The 18,817-nt window shown below is 45.9% G+C and carries 17 protein-coding genes; 4 read left to right on the top strand and 13 right to left on the bottom strand.

What is annotated here, in order from left to right; translation table 11 throughout:
• Nucleotide 1: 1 nt before the first annotated feature.
• A complete protein-coding gene (locus strainIA91_RS08565) occupies nt 2–778 on the bottom strand; it encodes a type III pantothenate kinase (protein WP_400166367.1) in 777 nt (258 codons plus the stop codon).
• A 12-nt stretch (nt 779–790) separates the two neighbouring features.
• The gene (gene gatB / locus strainIA91_RS08560) at nt 791–2,215 is read right to left on the bottom strand and encodes an Asp-tRNA(Asn)/Glu-tRNA(Gln) amidotransferase subunit GatB (RefSeq protein ID WP_400166366.1); all 1,425 of its coding nucleotides are present in this window, start codon (nt 2,213–2,215) and stop codon (nt 791–793) included.
• Between the two features lie 136 nt (nt 2,216–2,351).
• Here gatB and strainIA91_RS08555 point away from each other — a divergent pair, with 136 nt between their 5' ends.
• Both strainIA91_RS08555 and strainIA91_RS08550 read left to right on the top strand, forming a co-directional pair.
• Nucleotides 2,352–5,084 carry a tetratricopeptide repeat protein gene (locus strainIA91_RS08555; protein ID WP_400166365.1) on the top strand — a complete coding sequence of 911 codons (2,733 nt, stop codon included), beginning with the start codon at nt 2,352–2,354 and terminating at the stop codon, nt 5,082–5,084.
• Complete coding sequence (locus tag strainIA91_RS08550; protein WP_400166364.1) at nt 5,081–5,971, top strand: glycerophosphodiester phosphodiesterase family protein; 891 nt, start codon at nt 5,081–5,083, stop codon at nt 5,969–5,971. The genes strainIA91_RS08555 and strainIA91_RS08550 overlap by 4 nt, the downstream gene beginning before the upstream one ends.
• Nucleotide 5,972: 1 nt before the next feature.
• Here strainIA91_RS08550 and argS read toward each other — a convergent pair whose 3' ends face one another.
• Genes argS through strainIA91_RS08495 form a run of 11 tightly spaced genes read right to left on the bottom strand, consistent with a single transcriptional unit; the run spans nt 5,973 to nt 14,228 of the window.
• Nucleotides 5,973–7,601, bottom strand: a complete 1,629-nt coding sequence (gene argS / locus strainIA91_RS08545; protein WP_400166363.1) for an arginine--tRNA ligase — start codon at nt 7,599–7,601, stop codon at nt 5,973–5,975.
• Nucleotides 7,602–7,604: 3 nt separating this feature from the next.
• Complete coding sequence (gene rsfS, locus strainIA91_RS08540) at nt 7,605–7,982, bottom strand: ribosome silencing factor (protein WP_400166362.1); 378 nt, start codon at nt 7,980–7,982, stop codon at nt 7,605–7,607.
• 13 nt (nt 7,983–7,995) lie between these two features.
• Nucleotides 7,996–8,529: a LytR C-terminal domain-containing protein gene (locus strainIA91_RS08535; protein WP_400166361.1), complete on the bottom strand. Its 534-nt coding sequence runs from the start codon at nt 8,527–8,529 to the stop codon at nt 7,996–7,998.
• Nucleotides 8,520–9,017 (bottom strand): hypothetical protein, encoded by a 498-nt coding sequence (locus strainIA91_RS08530; RefSeq protein WP_400166360.1) that lies wholly within the window; start codon nt 9,015–9,017, stop codon nt 8,520–8,522. Before strainIA91_RS08530 ends, strainIA91_RS08535 begins: the two co-directional genes overlap by 10 nt.
• A complete protein-coding gene (locus tag strainIA91_RS08525) occupies nt 9,014–9,754 on the bottom strand; it encodes a sugar phosphate nucleotidyltransferase (protein WP_400166359.1) in 741 nt (246 codons plus the stop codon). Before strainIA91_RS08525 ends, strainIA91_RS08530 begins: the two co-directional genes overlap by 4 nt.
• Nucleotides 9,755–9,757: 3 nt before the next feature.
• Nucleotides 9,758–10,111, bottom strand: a complete 354-nt coding sequence (panD, locus tag strainIA91_RS08520; protein ID WP_400166358.1) for an aspartate 1-decarboxylase — start codon at nt 10,109–10,111, stop codon at nt 9,758–9,760.
• Complete coding sequence (gene panC, locus strainIA91_RS08515; protein WP_400166357.1) at nt 10,108–10,947, bottom strand: pantoate--beta-alanine ligase; 840 nt, start codon at nt 10,945–10,947, stop codon at nt 10,108–10,110. Before panC ends, panD begins: the two co-directional genes overlap by 4 nt.
• Nucleotides 10,948–11,766, bottom strand: coding sequence for a 3-methyl-2-oxobutanoate hydroxymethyltransferase (panB, locus tag strainIA91_RS08510; RefSeq protein ID WP_400166356.1), 819 nt, complete (start codon nt 11,764–11,766; stop codon nt 10,948–10,950).
• Nucleotides 11,767–11,772: 6 nt separating this feature from the next.
• Nucleotides 11,773–12,882 carry a tRNA 2-thiouridine(34) synthase MnmA gene (mnmA, locus tag strainIA91_RS08505; RefSeq protein WP_400166355.1) on the bottom strand — a complete coding sequence of 370 codons (1,110 nt, stop codon included), beginning with the start codon at nt 12,880–12,882 and terminating at the stop codon, nt 11,773–11,775.
• Nucleotides 12,875–13,297 (bottom strand): secondary thiamine-phosphate synthase enzyme YjbQ, encoded by a 423-nt coding sequence (locus strainIA91_RS08500; RefSeq protein ID WP_400166354.1) that lies wholly within the window; start codon nt 13,295–13,297, stop codon nt 12,875–12,877. Before strainIA91_RS08500 ends, mnmA begins: the two co-directional genes overlap by 8 nt.
• 49 nt (nt 13,298–13,346) lie before the next feature.
• Nucleotides 13,347–14,228, bottom strand: coding sequence for a DMT family transporter (locus tag strainIA91_RS08495; protein ID WP_400166353.1), 882 nt, complete (start codon nt 14,226–14,228; stop codon nt 13,347–13,349).
• Between the two features lie 98 nt (nt 14,229–14,326).
• Here strainIA91_RS08495 and ligA point away from each other — a divergent pair, with 98 nt between their 5' ends.
• Both ligA and strainIA91_RS08485 read left to right on the top strand, forming a co-directional pair.
• Nucleotides 14,327–16,327, top strand: a complete 2,001-nt coding sequence (gene ligA, locus strainIA91_RS08490; RefSeq protein WP_400166352.1) for an NAD-dependent DNA ligase LigA — start codon at nt 14,327–14,329, stop codon at nt 16,325–16,327.
• A gap of 1,048 nt (nt 16,328–17,375) precedes the next feature.
• Nucleotides 17,376–18,485, top strand: coding sequence for a hypothetical protein (locus strainIA91_RS08485; protein WP_400166351.1), 1,110 nt, complete (start codon nt 17,376–17,378; stop codon nt 18,483–18,485).
• Nucleotides 18,486–18,817: the final 332 nt, after the last annotated feature.

Below are 18,817 nucleotides of genomic sequence, written 5' to 3'. Positions count from 1 at the left end.
TTTAAGATTCCGGAATAAATTCATCCGCAATGGCAGTGAGACCTTTTAATGTCAGGTCGGGAATGGTTTTTGTTATGGTTTCGGACCGGGATGACACCATTTCGACCAAACCACCGGTTGAAAGAATAGTTGAAAAAGTAAGTCCTGTTTCCCGGATGATTCTCCGCACCATCCCATCTGTCTGATCCACGGCTCCCCAAAGAATACCTGAACGGAGCTGAGAAGATGTATCGGTACCGATGACATGCTCCGGGAATTCCATGGAAATTCCATGGAGTTGGGCAGCAGCTCTGAACAAATTGGCTGAAGATGTCCGGATCCCCGGGGCGATACTGCCTCCCAGGTATTTCCCATCAGAACCCAGGACGTCAACCGTTGTGGCGGTTCCGAAATCGATGATAATCTGTGGCAGGGGATAGGCCGTCAACCCTGCATACATATTGCAAATACGGTCTGCCCCCAGTGTTTGAAACCGCCCTTCCAGAAAATTATGCCTGAAAGGCAGGGAGGGGGTGACAAACAGAGGATCTGTATTTAAATATTCACGACTCATATCCCGAAGACCGGCATTCATTTGGGGAACAACTGAACTGATGACGGTACGCTTAATATCCGGAATGGATATTCCGGCATCATGGCACAGTAAGCGGACATACACCCAGAGTTCATCTTCTGTCCGGGTCCCGTCAGATGTAATTCGCCATGACCGGATGATCTCACCATCCCGGATTAATCCCAAAACCGTTTGGGTATTCCCCGTATCAATGGCTAGTAACATCCCCTCACTCCTTTATGTATTCAAATATTTATCAAGTATCTGCCGGGTTACTTTCTGATCTGCCCGTCCTTTTGTGGCTTTCATAACCTGTCCCATAAAAAAACCAAAGAGCTGAGTTTTCCCCTGACGGTACTTCTCCAATTCTGCCGGGTGTTTTTGAAGAATATCCCGGATTAATGAGTCCAGTTCGTCCAGTGAAGAGATGCTCATGAGACCCTTTTTTTCTATGATTTTTCCGGCTGTTTCCCCTGTTTCTGCCATGGCATCAAGGACGGTTTTGGCTGTTTGAGGGGTGATTTTTTTTTGTATCAGATAGGTGAGAAGTTCTTTTAACCGGCCAGGTGAAATGGGCGATTGATCAATAGGGAGTTGTTTTTCTTTCAATATCCGAAGAATTTCACCCCGTACCCAGTGATTCATCAGCGCTGTGTCCGGAAAGTCATGGACGGCTTCTTCAAAATAATCGGCAATGTCACGCTCCGATGTCAAGACCAATCCATCCTCTTCTGAGAGTTTGTATTGCCGGATAAACCGCTGAAGACGTTCTCCGGGCAATTCCGGCATGGATTTTTTAATGTCATCGATCATGGTATCTGTCAATTGGACATCTACCAAATCCGGCTCAGGGAAATAGCGGTAGTCGTGACTCTCCTCCTTGGAGCGCATGGGTTCTGCTGTCTGTGATTGTTCATTCCATAAAAGGGTTTCCTGAACCACTGTGCCGCCGGATTCCAAGACTTCAATCTGGCGCTTTGCCTCATAGGTCAGAGCCTTTTCCACTCCCCGGAAAGAATTCATGTTTTTCAGTTCCGTGCGTGTCCCAAACTTGTTGCTTCCCCTGGGCATAACTGACAGATTGGCGTCACAACGCAATGAACCCTCTTCCATGTTGCAGTCTGAAATTCCGATGTAACGAATAAGCTGCTTTAAAGTGGTCAGATAACTGTATGCCTCCTGGGGACTCCGGATATCCGGCCTGCTGACGATTTCCAAAAGGGGAATTCCACAACGGTTCAGGTCTATCAGGGTCCCATCCATACCATGCATGGATTTTCCAGCATCCTCCTCCATGTGTATGCGGATCAGACCGATTTTCTTGTTTCCTGATTCAGTTGGGACTTCAATATATCCGTCATAACAAATTGGATCGTCATATTGAGAAATCTGGTAACCCTTAGGTAAATCGGGGTAAAAATAGTTCTTCCGGGCAAATCCGCTTCTCTTTCGAATTTTACAATGAGTCGCTAATCCTGCCTTCACGGCAGACGTGACAAGTTCCCGGTTTAAAACAGGTAATGCACCCGGATATCCCAGACATACCGGACAGGTTTGTGTATTTGGTGGAGCTCCGTATGTTGTTTTACAGCTGCAGAAAGCCTTTGAAAGTGTATTTAATTGGACATGTACTTCCAAACCAATCACAATCTCCCAATCCATACGATGTCTCCTGAACTTTTTTGCAAATTTACATGTCTTTTCCATGCATTCAAAGGGGGGATATCTGAAGCTGTTTACGCTAAAAGCTTGCCTCATTCCCCATTTTATCCTTATCATTCACCGTGGAGACGGCACAATGACTAAACACAAATTTTTCCTTTATGCCCTGGCCCTCTTATTACCGTTTCTCCTGGCGCAGGAAGGTTTTTTGTATGCTCAGGAAAATCCCCAAAAACCTGAATCCAAAACCAATTTAAAAAATCTCCGAAAATTTCCGGAAATGGCTTTCCAGGAAGCACATCAGCTTTTTCTGGCCGGCAGGGCTTTGAAAGATACCAGTGATATGCACATGGCGCTTATCATTATGGGCCGCATCTATCTGGAACAAAATAATCTGGACCGGGCGGTACATTATTTTGATCATGCCCTGGAACTGACGGAGAATAGCCCATCCTATTATTGCAATTATTTGGAAAGTCGCTATTATCTTGGAAAGGCTGCTTATAAAAAAAATCAATTTCAGGATGCTTATGCATGGTGGGACATCGAGATTCATTCAGAAAAAGTAAAAAGATGTAGCAGCCTCCATAACCGGTTTCTTGTGGCTCTGGCTGATTATCACCTGCTCGTCGGAAATTTTTCGGATGTGAAATCGCATCTTCTCCAGGCTATTAAGCTGGAAAAGGACCTGGCTGATGAGGAAACAGTCGTCAGGACACGTACATTATTGGGACAGGCTTATCATTGGCTGGGGGTTTATGATTCGGCCAAGTACTATTTTCATGATGCCATCAACTTGTGTGTACACTATGAAACTCCCAATTTATTACCGGAACCCATGGTTTATTTGGGAAGAACCCACAGCTATTTAAGCGAGTTTGATGATGCCACAGACTATATGCTGAAAGCCCTGGATTACGCCCAACAGTATCAAAGACCGAATGCCATGGCGATGGCTCTGACACATTTGGGGATTCTGGAATATATTTTTGACAGTTATCACCGTGGTTTGGATTACTGCCTTTCCGCCATGGATATTTTCAGGAAAACCGGTTATTTGCCGGGACAGGCGCTGGTGCATGAGCATCTGGCAATTAACTATATTGGTCAAAAAGATTTTAAATCGGCGGAGGCTGAAGTCCTTAAATCCCTTGAAATCCGGGAAAGGATCGGTTCCCGCTTCGGTATGAGTGAAAGTTATGAGAATCTGGCTGTGATCTACCGAAATCTGGGACGTTTCGGGGATGCATTGGAAATGAACCGAAAATCCCTTGAAATTCGTCAGGAAATCGGCCATAGGCAGGGAGTTTCTTCTTCGTTGTTTAATCTGGGATTAACCTGTTTTACAGCCGGAGATATCGATCAGGCCCTTGACTATTTTTACCAGTCGCTTGACCTGGCAAAAGAGTTGCGGAGTGAACGGGGACGGGTAGCCATTCTGAAGGCAATCAGCGCTGTTTATGAAGCAAAGGGTGAAATGGATAAAGCCCTTGATGTGTATAAACAGCACAGCGCATTAAAAGATTCGGTGTTGTCCCAGGCGCGGATACGAAGAATTGAAGATCTGAAGAAACAAAGTGAAATCAGGCGCAGGGAAAAACTTATCAGCGATCAGTCCAGGCAAATCAATATCCAGCAGATTTCCCTTGCCGGGATTACTATTCTTCTGTTTGTCGGTATCATCCTTGCCTGGCGACTTGGCATTGCAACCCGGAAAATTCGCCAGTCTTATGAAGAATTGAAAAAAAGAGATGCCATCATTCATACTTACTCTAATGCTGTGATCCGTGAAAAAGAAGAAGCCGAGAATAAACTCCGGGAACTTGAAGAAACACAACTGAAGCTGGAACAGATTGATGAACAGTACAACTGGCTTTTCAATTTGAATCTGGCAGGTATAGCACGGATTTCTCCGGGAAGGAAATGGATTCAGGTAAACAGGGTTTTGTCAGAGATGCTGGGATATCATGTGTCTGAACTGACCGGTTTTGAATGGGAAAAGATTTGTCATCCACAGGACCTTGCCATAGAAAAGGAATTGTTTCAAAATGTTCTGGACGGTGCCATCCGGGATTATAACCTGGAGATACGTTTGTATCGAAAAAATGGCTCTCTGTTAAAAACCGTGATGCTATTCAGGTCCTTTCGGGATGAACAAAATCAACTGGATTTTGGTTTAGCCGTCTTTTCAGATGTTGGTTATCGGAAGTTTTATGAAAACAAATTGCTGGTCTATCAGAATTACTTAAAGAGATTCCTTTTTCTTTTGAGTGAAGAAATTGAAAGACTGGCTTCAGGACTTCGGAATATCTCCCTGATTCCAGACTCTGATCGTGTCTATCAGGAATGGAAAACAATGAACCAGGATATTCTCAGCAGTCTTGAGATGATCGATAAAGTCCGGGCGTTACAGGATACCCTTACACCTGAAAACGGAGAGTGGTTTGTCAACCTCCATGAACTGGCCCAAACCGCTGCTTTGGATTATCCTGAAACCACGATCGAGATTCATGGCAGTGGCATTGCTTTTGCTGATCAATCCGCAATATTCATTTTTGATCATCTCATACGAAATGCCATTGTCCATGGGAATGCCGATAAAATTTTCATTCAGATCCGCCGGAGTAAAGAATATGTACAGGTTATGATTTCAGATAATGGAAAAGGAATGAAAGAGGAGGAACGATTCCAGATCCTCGATGCATATCTCCATCCGGATGTGTCCAAATTCAGAGGTATTGGACTTTACTGGGTCCGTCAATATGTTGAGTTGTACGGGGGAGGGATGAAAATCCAGAGAAGGAAGGACAAAGGGACAGATATCATTTTACTTTTTTTATCAAAAGACAGTATAAAGGTGCCATTATGAAACACATTAAATGGTTTTTACTTTTTTCACTCCTCGTTCTGTTTGCTTTTCAGGGATGTGATACGAAGGACCGGTCTGAACGCCCTGCCGGTTTTGATAGTGCAAAAGAACTCAGGACATATTTCCGTTGGAATCCCAATCGTCTCCCGCTGGTGAGTGCACACCGTGGAGGTCCTGTCCCGGGTTATGCAGAAAACGCCATACGCACTTTTCAGCGCTCTATAGATGCCGGTGCGTCTATTATTGAATGTGATGTACGGCAGAGTAAAGACGGATACCTGGTGCTGATGCATGACCGGACACTGGACCGCACGACGACGGGAATAGGAGATATATCCGATTACACCCTGGAAGAATTGAAACGCCTTGAGCTTGTGGATGAACAAAAAAATCCTGTAGGTGATGAAATCCCAACCCTTCAGGAGGCCTTTGCCTGGGCCCGGGATAAAGGAATCCTCCATCTGGATATCAAGGAACCGGTGGAACCTTCCCTGGTTATGGCAGAAATCAGGGAAGCCCAGGCCCTGCCTTTTACCGTTGTAATCGTGTATAATTTTGAAAGGATGATGCAATATTTCCACCTGGAACCGGAACTGATGATTTCAGCATCAGCGGGATCTGTGGAATCGGTGGAGTTGCTGAAATCCCATGAAATCCCCATGGAAAATCTACAGGTCTTTGTCGGAGTTTCCGAACCGGATCCCCGGGTCTATACAATGCTCCATGATGAAAACCGCTACTGCATTTTAGGTACCATGCATAATCTGGATCATAAAGCCCTGAAAGAGGGTTCCCGGGTATATATGGAATTATTTCAAAACGGAGCAGATATTATTTCGACGGATCAGGTGGATCTGGCAGTGGAAGCTGTCCGTGCCATGCGCTAATCTACATGTGTTCCGGGGCTGTAACTCCCAAAATTCCCAGTCCTTCTGCCATAAGGGTTTTTACGGCATGGACCATTTTTAATCGGGCCCTGGAAAGAGGTAAATCTTCTGTAACGACTCGGTGCGTGGCGTAAAATTTATGAAATGCCGTCGCCAGCTTTTGTAAATAGGACGTCAAATGCATTGGCTCCAGGGTCCTCCGGCACAATTCCATCACTTCACCGAATTCGGCGACGACTTTCAAAACATCCAGGGTCTCAGGTTCATTGAGCAACTGAATATTCCCCTCCAGATATGAATCAATGCCCTTATCAACACTGTGTTTTAATATGTTGTTCATCCGGGCATGGGCATACTGTAAATAAAAAACAGGGTTTTCATCACTCTCTTTTTGTGCCAGTTCAATATCAAAATTCAAATGGGCATCCATGGTGCGCATAATGTAAAAATACCGGACCACATCAGCACCTGCCAGATCCATAAGTTCATCCAGGGTGACAAAATTGGCTTTACGGGTAGACATCTTCACTTTTTCACCATTCCGGGTCAGGGTCACAAATTGATGAAGCAGAACCACTATATTGGATGTATCATATCCCATGGCTTCCAACCCTGACTTGACATCCGGATAGGTGGCATGATGATCGGCTCCGAATATATCGATAATCAAATCAAATCCCCGTGAAAGTTTATCCCGGTGATAGGCGATGTCCGGAAGCCGGTAGGTGGGTTCTCCTGAACTTTTCACAAATACACGGTCTTTTTCAGCCCCAAAACGGGTCGCCCTGAACCATACCGCTCCTTCTTTGTCGTATAAATACTCTTTTTCCCGTAAAAGGGAGAGGACTTCATCAATTTTACCGGATGTATATAAATCTTTTTCGTTGGTGAAAATGTCGTGATGGACTCCCAGTCTTTCAAGGGTTTCCCGGATCATTTTAAAAATCCGGTCCGACGCAAAATCAATCAGATCCCTGTCCAGTGGATTCTCCGGGAGGATACCTCCCCGTTCCTTCAGATAGTCCGAGGCGATATCCCGGATATATTCTCCCTCGTATCCCCCTTCCGGGATGGGATAATCTTCTCCCAGCACCTGTTTGCACCGGGCGTACACCGATTCACCCAGTCTTTGCATTTGCCGGCCGGCATTGTTGAAATAATATTCCCGGGTGACCTTATTCCCGTACCACTCCAAAATCCGGGCGATGGTATCACCCAATACCGCCTGGCGACCGTGTCCGATTGTAAGCGGACCGGTGGGATTGGCACTGACAAATTCAATCTGAACCTTCTTGCCTTCTTGATCCGGCTTCATGAAATCTTTGTCTTCTTTGATCAGTTTTTCCACAAGTGACTGATAGTAATGGTCGGAAATGACAAAATTAATGAAGCCAGGGCGGACACATTCAATTTTCTGTATCAGAGAATCATGGCGGGTCAGAAGATCCTCCTGGATCTCTTCTGCAATTTTCAAAGGATTCCTTTTTAATACCCCGGCCAGTTTCATGGCTACATTTGTACTGATATCGCCGAAATCAGGATTTTTGGGATGTTCCACTGTGAAATCCGGGATTTCAATGGAGCGCTTCCGAAGAACTTCGGAAATCAGGGATTGAATATACTGTAACATGGTTCAGCTCTCTATTTTTTCTACATCGGCATCAGCCCAGAGCTTTTCCAGATTGTAGTAATGTCTCTGGGACTGGTTGAAAACATGGCAGACTACATCAATATAATCCAGGAGGATCCATTTCCGGTTCTCATATCCTTCACGGTGCCAGTATTTGATCTTATGTTTTAATAGTTCCTCTTCAATGGCATCCGCGATGGCCTTGACCTGAACCTCACTGGTCCCATGGCAAATCACAAAGTAATCGGTAAAACCGGCTACTTTTTTCATATCCAGAATGGTGATGTTTTCCGCTTTTTTTGAATCTGCCGCCTGACTGATAAGGTGGGCAATATCATGAGATGTATACGTTTTCTCTTCCGATATTTTCTTTTCCTTCAAAAAGAACTCCCTGTTAAAAAATGCTTAGTTCCGTGTAGTCATGACCTAATATTATGGTCATATCGCAGGGGACATCGGATGAATATTCGTCTACAAGAGGATCAGTGGTAATACCCATCATCTCTTTGATTTTTTCTGCTTTTTCAAAATTATCCCCATGGATATATATCTGTGTCCGCTGATAGTTGTGATGGGGCGCGTTACCTGTACTGATGACATCCACACCCTTTCGGGTAAGCAATAGCTTGGTTCGTGCCGCCAGGCCGGATACCCCGCATCCGTTCAGCACTTCCACGCGGAGATTCACCTCTTCCTTCATTTTCTCCTGATAGCTGAGGACGGCGGACGGAATATTATCCAGGCTTGTCGCTGCCAAATCCGTCTCCCGGGGAACCGGTTGCTGTTTTTGAATGATGGAATAAAGGAAGACCAGTATCACAAGTGTCAGACCGACAATGATTCCGTTTAAAAGAGGTGATGCTGTCTCCTGATTCTTCTTTTGCTTTGTCGTTTTCGTTTTTTTCCGGCGAACGCGTTTTACGGCCATAAATCAAATATCCTGTTTGTCGTGTACGGATTGGCTGTCCATGGATATGAATAGGTAGGTATATTGCTGATTCCTAAAACCAGACGGGTTTTATCGGAAAATTTATATTCCATGTTGGCATCATAGTAGATCGAGTTCATCCCCTGACCCAGGCGCTCCATGGCTGGATTTGAGGCATACGCCTGTTGCATGAGTATCAGATTACCGTAAAAACTCAGTTTGGCATTGACAGGGAACATGAATTGATTCTGATAAGCCATGATGGATTGAGAGCCCAAAGCTGACGACCCCACCGACATGGAAAAAGAGTGACGCATCTGTAATTTCCTCAGATCCAGAAAAGATGCCGTTTCACGGGAATCTCTAAGCCGGAGTCCGATATTCCCGCTCTCCGGAAATGAAGGTTTTTCAAATATCAACGACTCAGCCTGAAGTCCTGAAAGACTCAGCCATAACAAGAACAACAGACCAATATATGGGCGTTTCATACGATCCTCTTCAGTTTTTCTTCAGCCAGTTTCAGCTGCTCGACGGTATTCACACCCTGAATTTCTTCGGATTGTTCCGCCTTCTGAAGATATATTTTCCGATTATCCCGGACCATCAGGGGCAGTACGTCAGGCAGATAGTATTCACCCTGTGCATTTTTATTATCGACATGTTTAAGATACGAAAAAAGCAGCTCTTTTTTAAAGATATAAATCCCTGAATTAATTTCTTTTATTTTTCGGATTTCTTCATCTGCATCTTTTTCTTCCACAATGTCTTTCAGTGTATCATCTGCATTACGGAGGATCCTGCCGTATCCATGGGGATTTTCCAATTCGGCAGTAAGCAGGGTGGCATCAGCGTCGTTTTCCTGATGGCGGGAAATCAGTTTTTGAAGGGTTTCTCCGGTTAAAAGGGGAACATCCCCTGAAAGAACCAGAATATGACCGTTCCAATTTTGAAAAAAGGGTTCACATTGCTGAACAGCATGGGCCGTTCCCAGTTGCTCCTCCTGGACGGCGAATTGAACATCTGTACCTTGAAGGCTCTCAATCACCATCTCTTTCTTGTATCCCACAACCACCACGATTTTTTGGGCACCTGCCTGTTTTGCCTGATCAATAACCCGGGATATCATCGTTTTTCCCAATACTTTATGCAAGACCTTGGGAAGATCGGATTTCATCCGGGTACCTTTTCCGGCTGCAAGTATGATGGCGGATAGGGAAGAAGACACAACTTACTCCTTTACGATTCGGTTTTGTTCATCTGTGACGACTACAACCGGATGATGTTCCGGTATTTCATTGTCGTCGAGTTGACAGTATGTCATAACGATAACCCGATCCCCCGGTACACCCAGGCGGGCTGCTGCTCCATTCAGACAAATCTCTCTTTTTCCCGCTTCTCCTTTGATGACATAGGTCTCAAAACGATGGCCGTTGTTGATGTTCACCACCTGTACCATTTCGTATTCCAGGATACCGGCTGCTTTCATAAGATCTTCATCAATGGTGATACTGCCGGTATAATTCAGATTGGCCTCTGTGATGACAGCCCGATGAATTTTTGATTTCAGAAATGTTCTTTTCATAGCTCTTTTATTATGTTATCTATCAGTCTTACCTTACCCATAAACATTGCCCCTGCAATCAGCAGGCGGTGTGATGTGTGATCGGGTTTTTCCAAATCCGGCCATGACCGGATATCTATGTAATCTACCCTGACGCCGGGGATGGCTTCAATGGTTTTTTTTGCCTCCTGAATCAGTTCGTCTTTATTGGATAGATCCGGCAAAATCTTTTTGTCAATGATCTGAAGCTTTTCATAGAGGACCGGTGCCTTTTTTCGGTGTTCAGGCGTTAAACGGACGTTTCTTGAACTCAGGGCCAATCCATCCGGTTCCCGGATTATGGGAGAGAGGACCAGCCGGATATCATAATTCAGGTCCCTGATCATTTGTCCGATCACAGCTGCCTGCTGGGCATCTTTTTGTCCGAAATAGGTAACATGGGGATTGACGATATTGAAAAGCTTGCAAACAATGGTTGCTACTCCTCGGAAATGTCCCGGCCGGCTTCGGCCACATAAAACGTCTGTGAGTTTTTCTGTACGAACCCATGTTTTATGATCCGTCTCATACAGATTTTCAGGATAAAACATGATATCCACATCCAATGCTTCAGCCATGGCCCGGTCACGTTCAACATCCACCGGGTAGGCTTCCAGGTCATCCTGCCGGTCAAACTGGGTTGGGTTGATATAATTTGAAACAATGGTTACATCGCAATCGGATACGGACATCCGCATCAGATTCAGGTGCCCCTCATGAAAATAGCCCATGGTAGGCACAAATCCGATTCGCCTGCCTTCTTTCCGAAGGGTTTCCACACGGGTTCGAAGCATATCTGTCTCACGGATGATTTCCATTCAGAAACTTTCCTCTTCCGAAGGGAAAGCCCCGGATTTTACATCCTGGTGATACTGTTTCAGTGCTTCCCGGATGATGCCTGCCAATTCGGTATATTTCCGGACAAATCTCGGTTTCATCTTTTCGTACATCCCCAGAAGATCCTGTGTTACCAGGATTTGTCCGTCCGTTTTAGGACCGGCTCCTATCCCGATGGTTGGAATATCCAGACTTTGGGTCACCTCTTCTGCCAGTGCAGCCGGGACCTTTTCAAGTACCAGTGAAAAAATTCCCGCATCCTGGAGGGTCAGGGCATCTTCTTTCAGGCGTTGCGCTTCATCCCGGCTTTTAGCCCGGGTCTGCCAGCCGCCGAAGGCATGGATAGACTGAGGTGTGAGTCCCAAATGTCCCATGACCGGTATACCGGTTTCTACACATCGGCGGACTGCTTCTGCAACGGACCTGCCTCCTTCGAGCTTAACGGCTTCGGCGCCGCCTTCCTGGAGCAGCCGTCCTGCATTTCTCAGCGCTTCTTCCGGTGATATCTGATAACTCATAAATGGCATATCCGCAACCAGCATGGCATGATGAACTTCCCGCCGGACATATTGGGTGTGTAAAATCATCTGATCCATGGTGACCGGTATGGTGGTTTCATAGCCGGCCATCACCATACCCAGACTGTCTCCTACCAGGATAATGTCCATCAATTCATCTAAAAAAGAGGCAAACAGGGCATCGTATGCCGTCAGGGCGGAAATTTTCTCGCCCTTCCTCTTCATCTTCAGAAGAGTCCTGACACTGACTTTTCCCTTTCGCTCATCGGTTCCGTATTCCATGATAGATCAGGCTCCCTCAATAATGCCGCCACCCAACACCCGCTCACCATCATAAAAAACGGCGGATTGTCCCGGTGTAACGGCTTCCGATATATCTATAAATTTAATAAATATTTTATCATGGCTCAATGGATTTAGAAGGGCCTTTAATCCCTTGTGGCGATACCGGATTTTTACCAGTGCCTCAACAGGTTTTTCCGGCGGAGCAATCGAAACCCAGTTTACACGGCTCACAAGGGTTTCAGAACGGATCAGGGCTTCTTTGGGACCGACTACCACTTCATTGCTCTCAGGACGGATTTCAAGGACATACACCGGATATCCCAACGCCAGACGGAGTCCCCGGCGCTGACCGATGGTAAAATGAAAATATCCCGGATGCTCACCCACAATGTCTCCATCCTGTGTGAGAAAATATCCTGTACCGACTGACTGATACTGATCCGGAACATACTCCCGGAGAAATTCCCGGTAATCATCCCCCGGGATGAAACAGATATCCTGACTCTCACCGGAATTGGCACTTTCGAGTCCCTGCTCAGTCGCAATAATTTTTATCCGGTCCTTGGTCAAATCCCCCAAAGGGAAACGGGTTCTGGCCAGCTGTTCCTGAGTCAGCTGCCACAAATAATAGGATTGATCTTTTTTAGGATCTCTCCCTTTCAGCAGTTCATAGCGTTTAGACATTGCACTGTAACGGACCCGGGCATAATGACCGGTTGCCACATAAGGAATTCCTTCTTCATCGGCCTTTTTCAGCAGTTCATCCCATTTGACAAAGCGGTTGCATTCCACACAGGGGTTGGGGGTACGGCCACTGAAATATTCACGTACGAATGGATGGACTACCCGGTTTTCAAAAAGACGACACCTGTCCAGGGTTTCATGGGGGATTTTAAACCGGTCGCAGACACGTTTTGCACGGTCCGCATGATCCCGGGGATGGATGGTATCTCCAAAGAGGGAGGTCAGTGAGCAAGTTAACGCGAGGGTGAGCCCTTTGACATGATATCCATCCTCCTGCAAAAGATACACAGCCGTGGAGCTGTCCACTCCGCCGCTCATACCCAATAAAACACGGGGTTTCTCTTTCTGATGTGAAATAGATTTATTCAACACCCATCACCTGGATGAAAATCCGGCGGTTCCGGGGGTGATTGTCATGATCCACAACAATAATCTGCTGCCAGGTACCCAGTAAAACATCTCCGCCTGTGACGGGAAAACTAGTACCGGGTCCCATGAGACTTGCCCGCATGTGGGAAAATCCGTTGTCATCTCCCCAGGTTTCGGAGTGGTGAGAACGGATGGATTTGGGGATGAGTTTTTCTAGAATGTTTTTCATATCCTGGACCAAAGCCGGTTCATATTCTATACTGGTTATTGAAGCCGTGGAGCCAATGACAAACACATGAACCAGTCCTTCCCGGATGCCGCTTTTTTTAACACAATGCCGGACCTTATCGGTAATATCCCGGATATCACTGAATCCGTTGGTGGAAAGGCATATTTCTTCGCCAAATACTTTCATACATCCTCCATCCCGGGTAATGTGAAAAAAGTCCGTTCCAATGGCAAGCTTAATCAGATTTTTCTTTCAGATTCATCTGCAGGAATAATCCGGTTGAGATCAGGATAAGTCCGGCCAGACTCGAAAGATGAATCGGTTCGTGAAGAATGGTGCGTATATAGAGTAAAGACAGAAAAGGGGAGAGGTAGATCACATTTGAAATGACGGCAACGGAACGGGTTTTTTCCATAGCTTTTTGCCAGACCAGAAAAGGGAGGCTCATCTCAAAAAGTCCGGTGTACATGCCGCCAAGCCATGTCCGGGGATGGGTTGGGATGATCGAATAACTAACAGCAGACCAAAATAACATGACAATGAAAGCACCGGTAAAATAGAGTCCCATGCGCAGCGTATCCGGCAGTGAAATTTTGGACTGGAGCATCCAGAAGGCTGTCCATAAAAAAGCCGAGCCTAAAGCCAGTAGTGAACCTGGCAGATCTTCCGCTCCCCTCAGGGAAAAGGTCCCCCGGGTGAGGACCACAACCGCCCCTGTCAGGCTGATGAGCAGATAGACTATTCGTGTGATATGTGCCGGTTCACGCTTCAGTAACATGGCTGCTGCCGCCATAAAAACCGGCCAGGTGAAGTTGATGATCTGTGCCGATTGGGCTGGAAGCCGGTCGTAAGCAATAAACAGCACGGAGTAATAGGTGAGTGGCATCAACAGTCCTGTCCCCAGTGCCTTGAACACATTCCGGAGGGAGATGCTTTCTTTCCGGGCCTGAAGAATGCCTGCAGGAATTAAAACCAGACAGGCTGTCAGGACGGATACAAAAAGGAGTTCCCCGGGAGTACCGGTCCGAAGTGTCAGTTTGAAAGCAGTGGCAACAGTGGACCACATGAGGAGGGCTATGCCGGCCAATACAAGGGCCTTTCGGGTCTCTTTATCCATGGTGTGAATTTAGAAAAGCTTTTCTTTATTCCAAACAGCTTGAGATAAAGGCTGAAAAAGTCCTAACTTTAAACAAATATCATCAAGAGAGGCTTTTCATGAAGGATGTTAAGAAACGGGTGGAAGAACTGACCCGGGAACTCAATGAACACAATTACCGCTATTATGTTCTGGATGATCCACTTGTGTCGGATGCAGAATTTGACCGTTTATTCAGGGAACTGGTGGAACTGGAAGAGAAGTATCCCCAATACCGCCTTCCTGATTCACCCACACAAAGGGTGGGAGCAGAGCCTCTGGAAGCCTTTGGGACCCTTGTACACCGCACGCCCATGCTGAGCCTGGAAAATGCTATGAACGAAGGAGAAATCCGGGAATTTATCCGCCGGGTGCGGAAAGAATTGGGAGAGAATCATAACCTTACCTGGGTTGGGGAACCCAAACTGGACGGCCTGGGTGTGGAATTGATTTATGAAAAGGGTGTTTTTACAGCCGGAGCCACCCGGGGGGATGGTTACCGGGGGGAAAATATCACCCAAAATCTGAAGACCATCCGCCAGATTCCTTTGAAACTCAGGGGGGATGATATTCCGGACATTGTGGAAGTCCGGGGCGAGGTGATGATATCCCATGAAAACTTTGAAACATTGAACCGTGAACGGGAAAAGGCCGGAGAAAGCCTTTTTGCCAATCCCCGGAATGCCGCGGCAGGTTCTCTCAGACAGCTTGATTCGTCCGTGACGGCCAGGCGTCCCCTGGAAATTTTTATCTACTCACCGGGTGAGATCAACGGAATGACCTTTGAAACGCACTGGGAATTTTTGGGACAGTTGAAAAAATGGGGATTCCGGGTCAATCCGTACGCAAAACGTCTTATAGAAGATGAAGAGGTGATCCAATATTTTCGGAAGATGGAAAAGGATCGTGACTCCCTCGCCTATGATATTGACGGGGTAGTGATAAAAGTGAATGAAATCGCTTATCAGCAGGCTTTGGGGATGCGGACCCGCACACCCCGGTGGGCGATTGCCGGAAAATTCAAAGCCCGGCAGGAGACAACGCGCATTGTGGATATTGAAGCCAGTGTCGGCCGGACCGGGGTGATTACACCGGTAGCCATTTTGGAACCGGTTCAAATCGGCGGAGTCACGGTGAGCCGTGCCACCCTCCATAATCAGGATGAAATTGACCGAAAAGATATCCGGATTGGAGACACAGTGGTTGTGGAACGGGCCGGGGATGTGATTCCCAAAGTTATCAAAGTCATTCCCGAAAAACGGCCGGAAGACACCAAACCATACCATCTTCCTGAAACCTGTCCCGTCTGCGGCAGTGAAACCTCACGGCTGGAGGATAATGTAGCCATCCGTTGTACCAATATTTCCTGTCCGGCCCAGCTCAAAGCCAGCATTGCCCATTTTGTTTCCCGGAAAGGCATGGATATTGAGGGGTTGGGAGAGAAAATTGTGGATCAACTGATACAGGAAGGTCTGGTGAAATCACCGGCGGATCTTTACCGGTTAAAAGAAGCAGATCTCTGTGATCTGGACCGTTTTGGTGAAAAATCGGCGGCGAACCTGATCGAGGCTGTAGAGCATTCCAGATCCCGGCCTCTTCAGGCTCTGATTTATGCCCTGGGGATTCCGAATACGGGGGAATATCTCAGCCGTATTCTGGCTGAAACCTTTGGGTCTGTGGATGCCCTCATGGATGCATCACGGGAGGATCTGGACAACATTGAAGGCATCGGTCCTGTCGTAGCGGAAGGGATTACCATTTATTTTGAAAATGAACAAAACCGGAAGCTCATCCGGGATTTACAGAATGCAGGCATCAATCCCACCGTGGAAAAAGACACGAAAGAACCCCGGATATTTTCAGGAAAGACATTTGTCTTTACCGGTTCATTGGAAAAATTCACACGGGACGAAGCAAAAGAGATGGTCCGCGTGAGAGGCGGCTCGGCAACAGGCAGTGTCAGCCGTAAAACCGATTATGTAGTTGCCGGTCCCGGCGCCGGTTCAAAGCTGGACAAGGCCAAATCCCTGGGAATTAAAATTCTCAGTGAAGATGAATTTTTGAAGATGGTGGGGGAGTGAGTCGCGAGGGACGAGGAACGAGGTTCGAGGGGGGATTCCTCCCGCAGAGGGCACGGAGATGCGGAGAATGTTATTTATATTGCAGAGATCGCTGAGATGCTGAGTGCAGCGTTTTCTGAAGTTAGAAGCTGGAAGCTGGAAGTTAGCGTCGCTTCGCTCCTGGTATGAGATTCAAGCACCACTTTGTGGTGTTCAAGCACCTCACTGCGTTCGGTGTTCAATAACCGCTGTGCGGTATTCCAACGCCTGACGGCGTTCAACCCCCATTTCATGGGGTTCAAGCACCTCACTTCGTTCGGTGTTCAATTCCAGATATGCGGATTTCAATGGGTGACTGGAATTCTTTTTTGAACACTGCGAAGCAGTGCTTGAATGCTGAACAAAGTGAAGCAATTGAACGGCACGAAGTGCCGCTTGAATTCTTGATCGCCGAAGGCGTTTGAACACTGAGCTCAGCGAAGTGCCAATCATCCAATCCCCCAATCCAGTCAATCTATTCAATCGAATCCCCCGTGAAATATCCCGGTAAACCGGGTCCCTTTTCACGGGGCAGGCAATCCCCTGTGAAATACGCTGCGCTCATTTCACGGGGCAAGCAATCCAGTCAATCTGTTCAATCAAATCAATCCACTAACTACTGCCAACTGTCCACTGACGACTGTCGACTGATGATAGCCCTTAGGCGAACACAAGGTTCGCCCCTGCAAATTCACGTTCCTCGCACCTCGCTACTCGATACTCGATACTGACTTTCGACTAATGACTGCCGACTATCGACTGTCCACTGCCCACTGCGAACAGCGAGTCTCAACGTCTAAATGTTTCAACCTGAATAATCTTGACATTCGTTTTTTTTTTTTTATAATATGCAGTAAGTTCATAAAACGTGTTGGTAATATGAGCCAAAAATCAAAAATAGTTATTTTAATGTGTAATTATTTGTGCCAATGTAACAATATATTTAACAATTGCAGAAAAAGTAAAAATTTATTACCTGATTTCAATCTTTTAACCAAGAGAATGAAAATATTCCAGACTTTTCACCCTAATGGTGCAATTCGAAAAAACAGATGAGGCAAGCATGATCCGGAAAACATGTCTGATAGTAAGTATGATAACACTATTGGCTCTTTGTTCCTGTGAAGATAATCCTTCGGAATTTGAACCTGAGCCGGAACCGGGCAAACGGAACTATGTATGGACATTGGATACGCTGGATATGCCCATGAATTATATCAGTTCGGTATGGGGTGCTTCACCTGATGACGTATGGGCGGTTGGCGGTGGCGGTACCCAGTATGACCGGCTGCTGCACTATGACGGCACAGAGTGGACGACGTACACCAATGAAACAATCTGGTGTACCGGAATGACGCTGTTTGGTTTCAGTGCGGATGATGTATGGATGGGGGGACAGGCAGGCTGGGGTGAACGAGGAGCAGGGATCTGGCATTATGACGGCGTGGAATGGAAGCAAAACTATGTGTATAGTATCGAAGAAAATTACCATGCAATAAGTGTTGAGGATATCTGGGGAACCTCACCAAACGATGTTTATGCCTGTGGTGTTATCAGTTTTTTTGATGGAACAAATGAGTGTTGGCGAGGGTTTGTCTTGCATTATGACGGCGCGAACTGGCGGGAAATAGCCCGGGCTGATTTTAATTCGCAGTTTTTAAAGATTAGAGCAGAGAATGGCAATGTGTATGTATTTTCATACGGGATCAATTATGAGACCGGTGACGGCGATGTGGAATTTTATCAGGTAGTAGATAATGAACTACAGCAAATCTATTCCAACAAAGAAAGTGAAATTTACTGGGCTAATATGAGCAGTATTGGTGGCAAAATCTTCTTTCTTTTAGGACGTGAATTATGCAGATATCAAGACGACAGCTTCATACACGTTCTTTCTGTTGATCATGACAAATATTTCGCCCAGGTTTGTGGAAGACATGAGAAAGATTTATTTGTTGCCAGACGGGACGGTATTGCACATTATAACGGCACTGATATAGAATATATTTATAAATTTCCATTCGAAAAAATGAGGATTACAGGTTCCCCTCTAATTTTTGAAAATGAAATATTTTATTGTATACGAAATTATGGGGAGTATAATAATTTAGTTCTACATGGATATCCGGTTGAATCATGAATCCATATTATCTTATAAAATTGATTAAATATAAAGGAAATGTCTAATAGCCTTTGTTTTTTCCTCTTAATACAAAATTCAACATAAAAGGAGTAGAATAATGAACAAGTTCAATTATGTTTGTTCTTTGATGATTCTTATTGGGGTATCATCAGGAAGTGTTTATTCACAAACGATCAACAAGTCTATAACGCTTTACCCGAACCAAACCATTCTCACTCAGAAAAACGGTAGTAATTATGAATACGGTACCTAGGGAATGGGTAAGTACATTTTTTCGTCTGACACGTATATTGACAGAAGTTATTATGTGTTTGATCTTTCTTCGATTG

It is taken from the genome of Candidatus Neomarinimicrobiota bacterium, from assembly GCA_041154365.1.
Lineage (GTDB): Bacteria > Fidelibacterota > Fidelibacteria > Fidelibacterales > Fidelibacteraceae > Fidelibacter > Fidelibacter multiformis.
The sequence above is the reverse complement of the archived record's forward strand: the minus strand, read 5'-3'. Positions and strand labels throughout refer to the sequence as shown.

Coding starts and splice junctions, on each gene's coding strand:
- strainIA91_RS08550 (WP_400166364.1), top strand. CDS start 5,081: ATGAAACACATTAAATGGTTTTTACTTTTTTCACTCCTCGTTCTGTTT.
- ligA (WP_400166352.1), top strand. CDS start 14,327: ATGAAGGATGTTAAGAAACGGGTGGAAGAACTGACCCGGGAACTCAAT.
- strainIA91_RS08565 (WP_400166367.1), bottom strand. CDS start 778: ATGTTACTAGCCATTGATACGGGGAATACCCAAACGGTTTTGGGATTA.
- strainIA91_RS08500 (WP_400166354.1), bottom strand. CDS start 13,297: ATGAAAGTATTTGGCGAAGAAATATGCCTTTCCACCAACGGATTCAGT.
- strainIA91_RS08530 (WP_400166360.1), bottom strand. CDS start 9,017: ATGAAACGCCCATATATTGGTCTGTTGTTCTTGTTATGGCTGAGTCTT.
- argS (WP_400166363.1), bottom strand. CDS start 7,601: ATGTTACAGTATATTCAATCCCTGATTTCCGAAGTTCTTCGGAAGCGC.
- strainIA91_RS08535 (WP_400166361.1), bottom strand. CDS start 8,529: ATGGCCGTAAAACGCGTTCGCCGGAAAAAAACGAAAACGACAAAGCAA.
- strainIA91_RS08495 (WP_400166353.1), bottom strand. CDS start 14,228: ATGGATAAAGAGACCCGAAAGGCCCTTGTATTGGCCGGCATAGCCCTC.
- panC (WP_400166357.1), bottom strand. CDS start 10,947: ATGGAAATCATCCGTGAGACAGATATGCTTCGAACCCGTGTGGAAACC.
- panD (WP_400166358.1), bottom strand. CDS start 10,111: ATGAAAAGAACATTTCTGAAATCAAAAATTCATCGGGCTGTCATCACA.
- panB (WP_400166356.1), bottom strand. CDS start 11,766: ATGGAATACGGAACCGATGAGCGAAAGGGAAAAGTCAGTGTCAGGACT.
- strainIA91_RS08555 (WP_400166365.1), top strand. CDS start 2,352: ATGACTAAACACAAATTTTTCCTTTATGCCCTGGCCCTCTTATTACCG.
- strainIA91_RS08485 (WP_400166351.1), top strand. CDS start 17,376: ATGGTGCAATTCGAAAAAACAGATGAGGCAAGCATGATCCGGAAAACA.
- gatB (WP_400166366.1), bottom strand. CDS start 2,215: ATGGATTGGGAGATTGTGATTGGTTTGGAAGTACATGTCCAATTAAAT.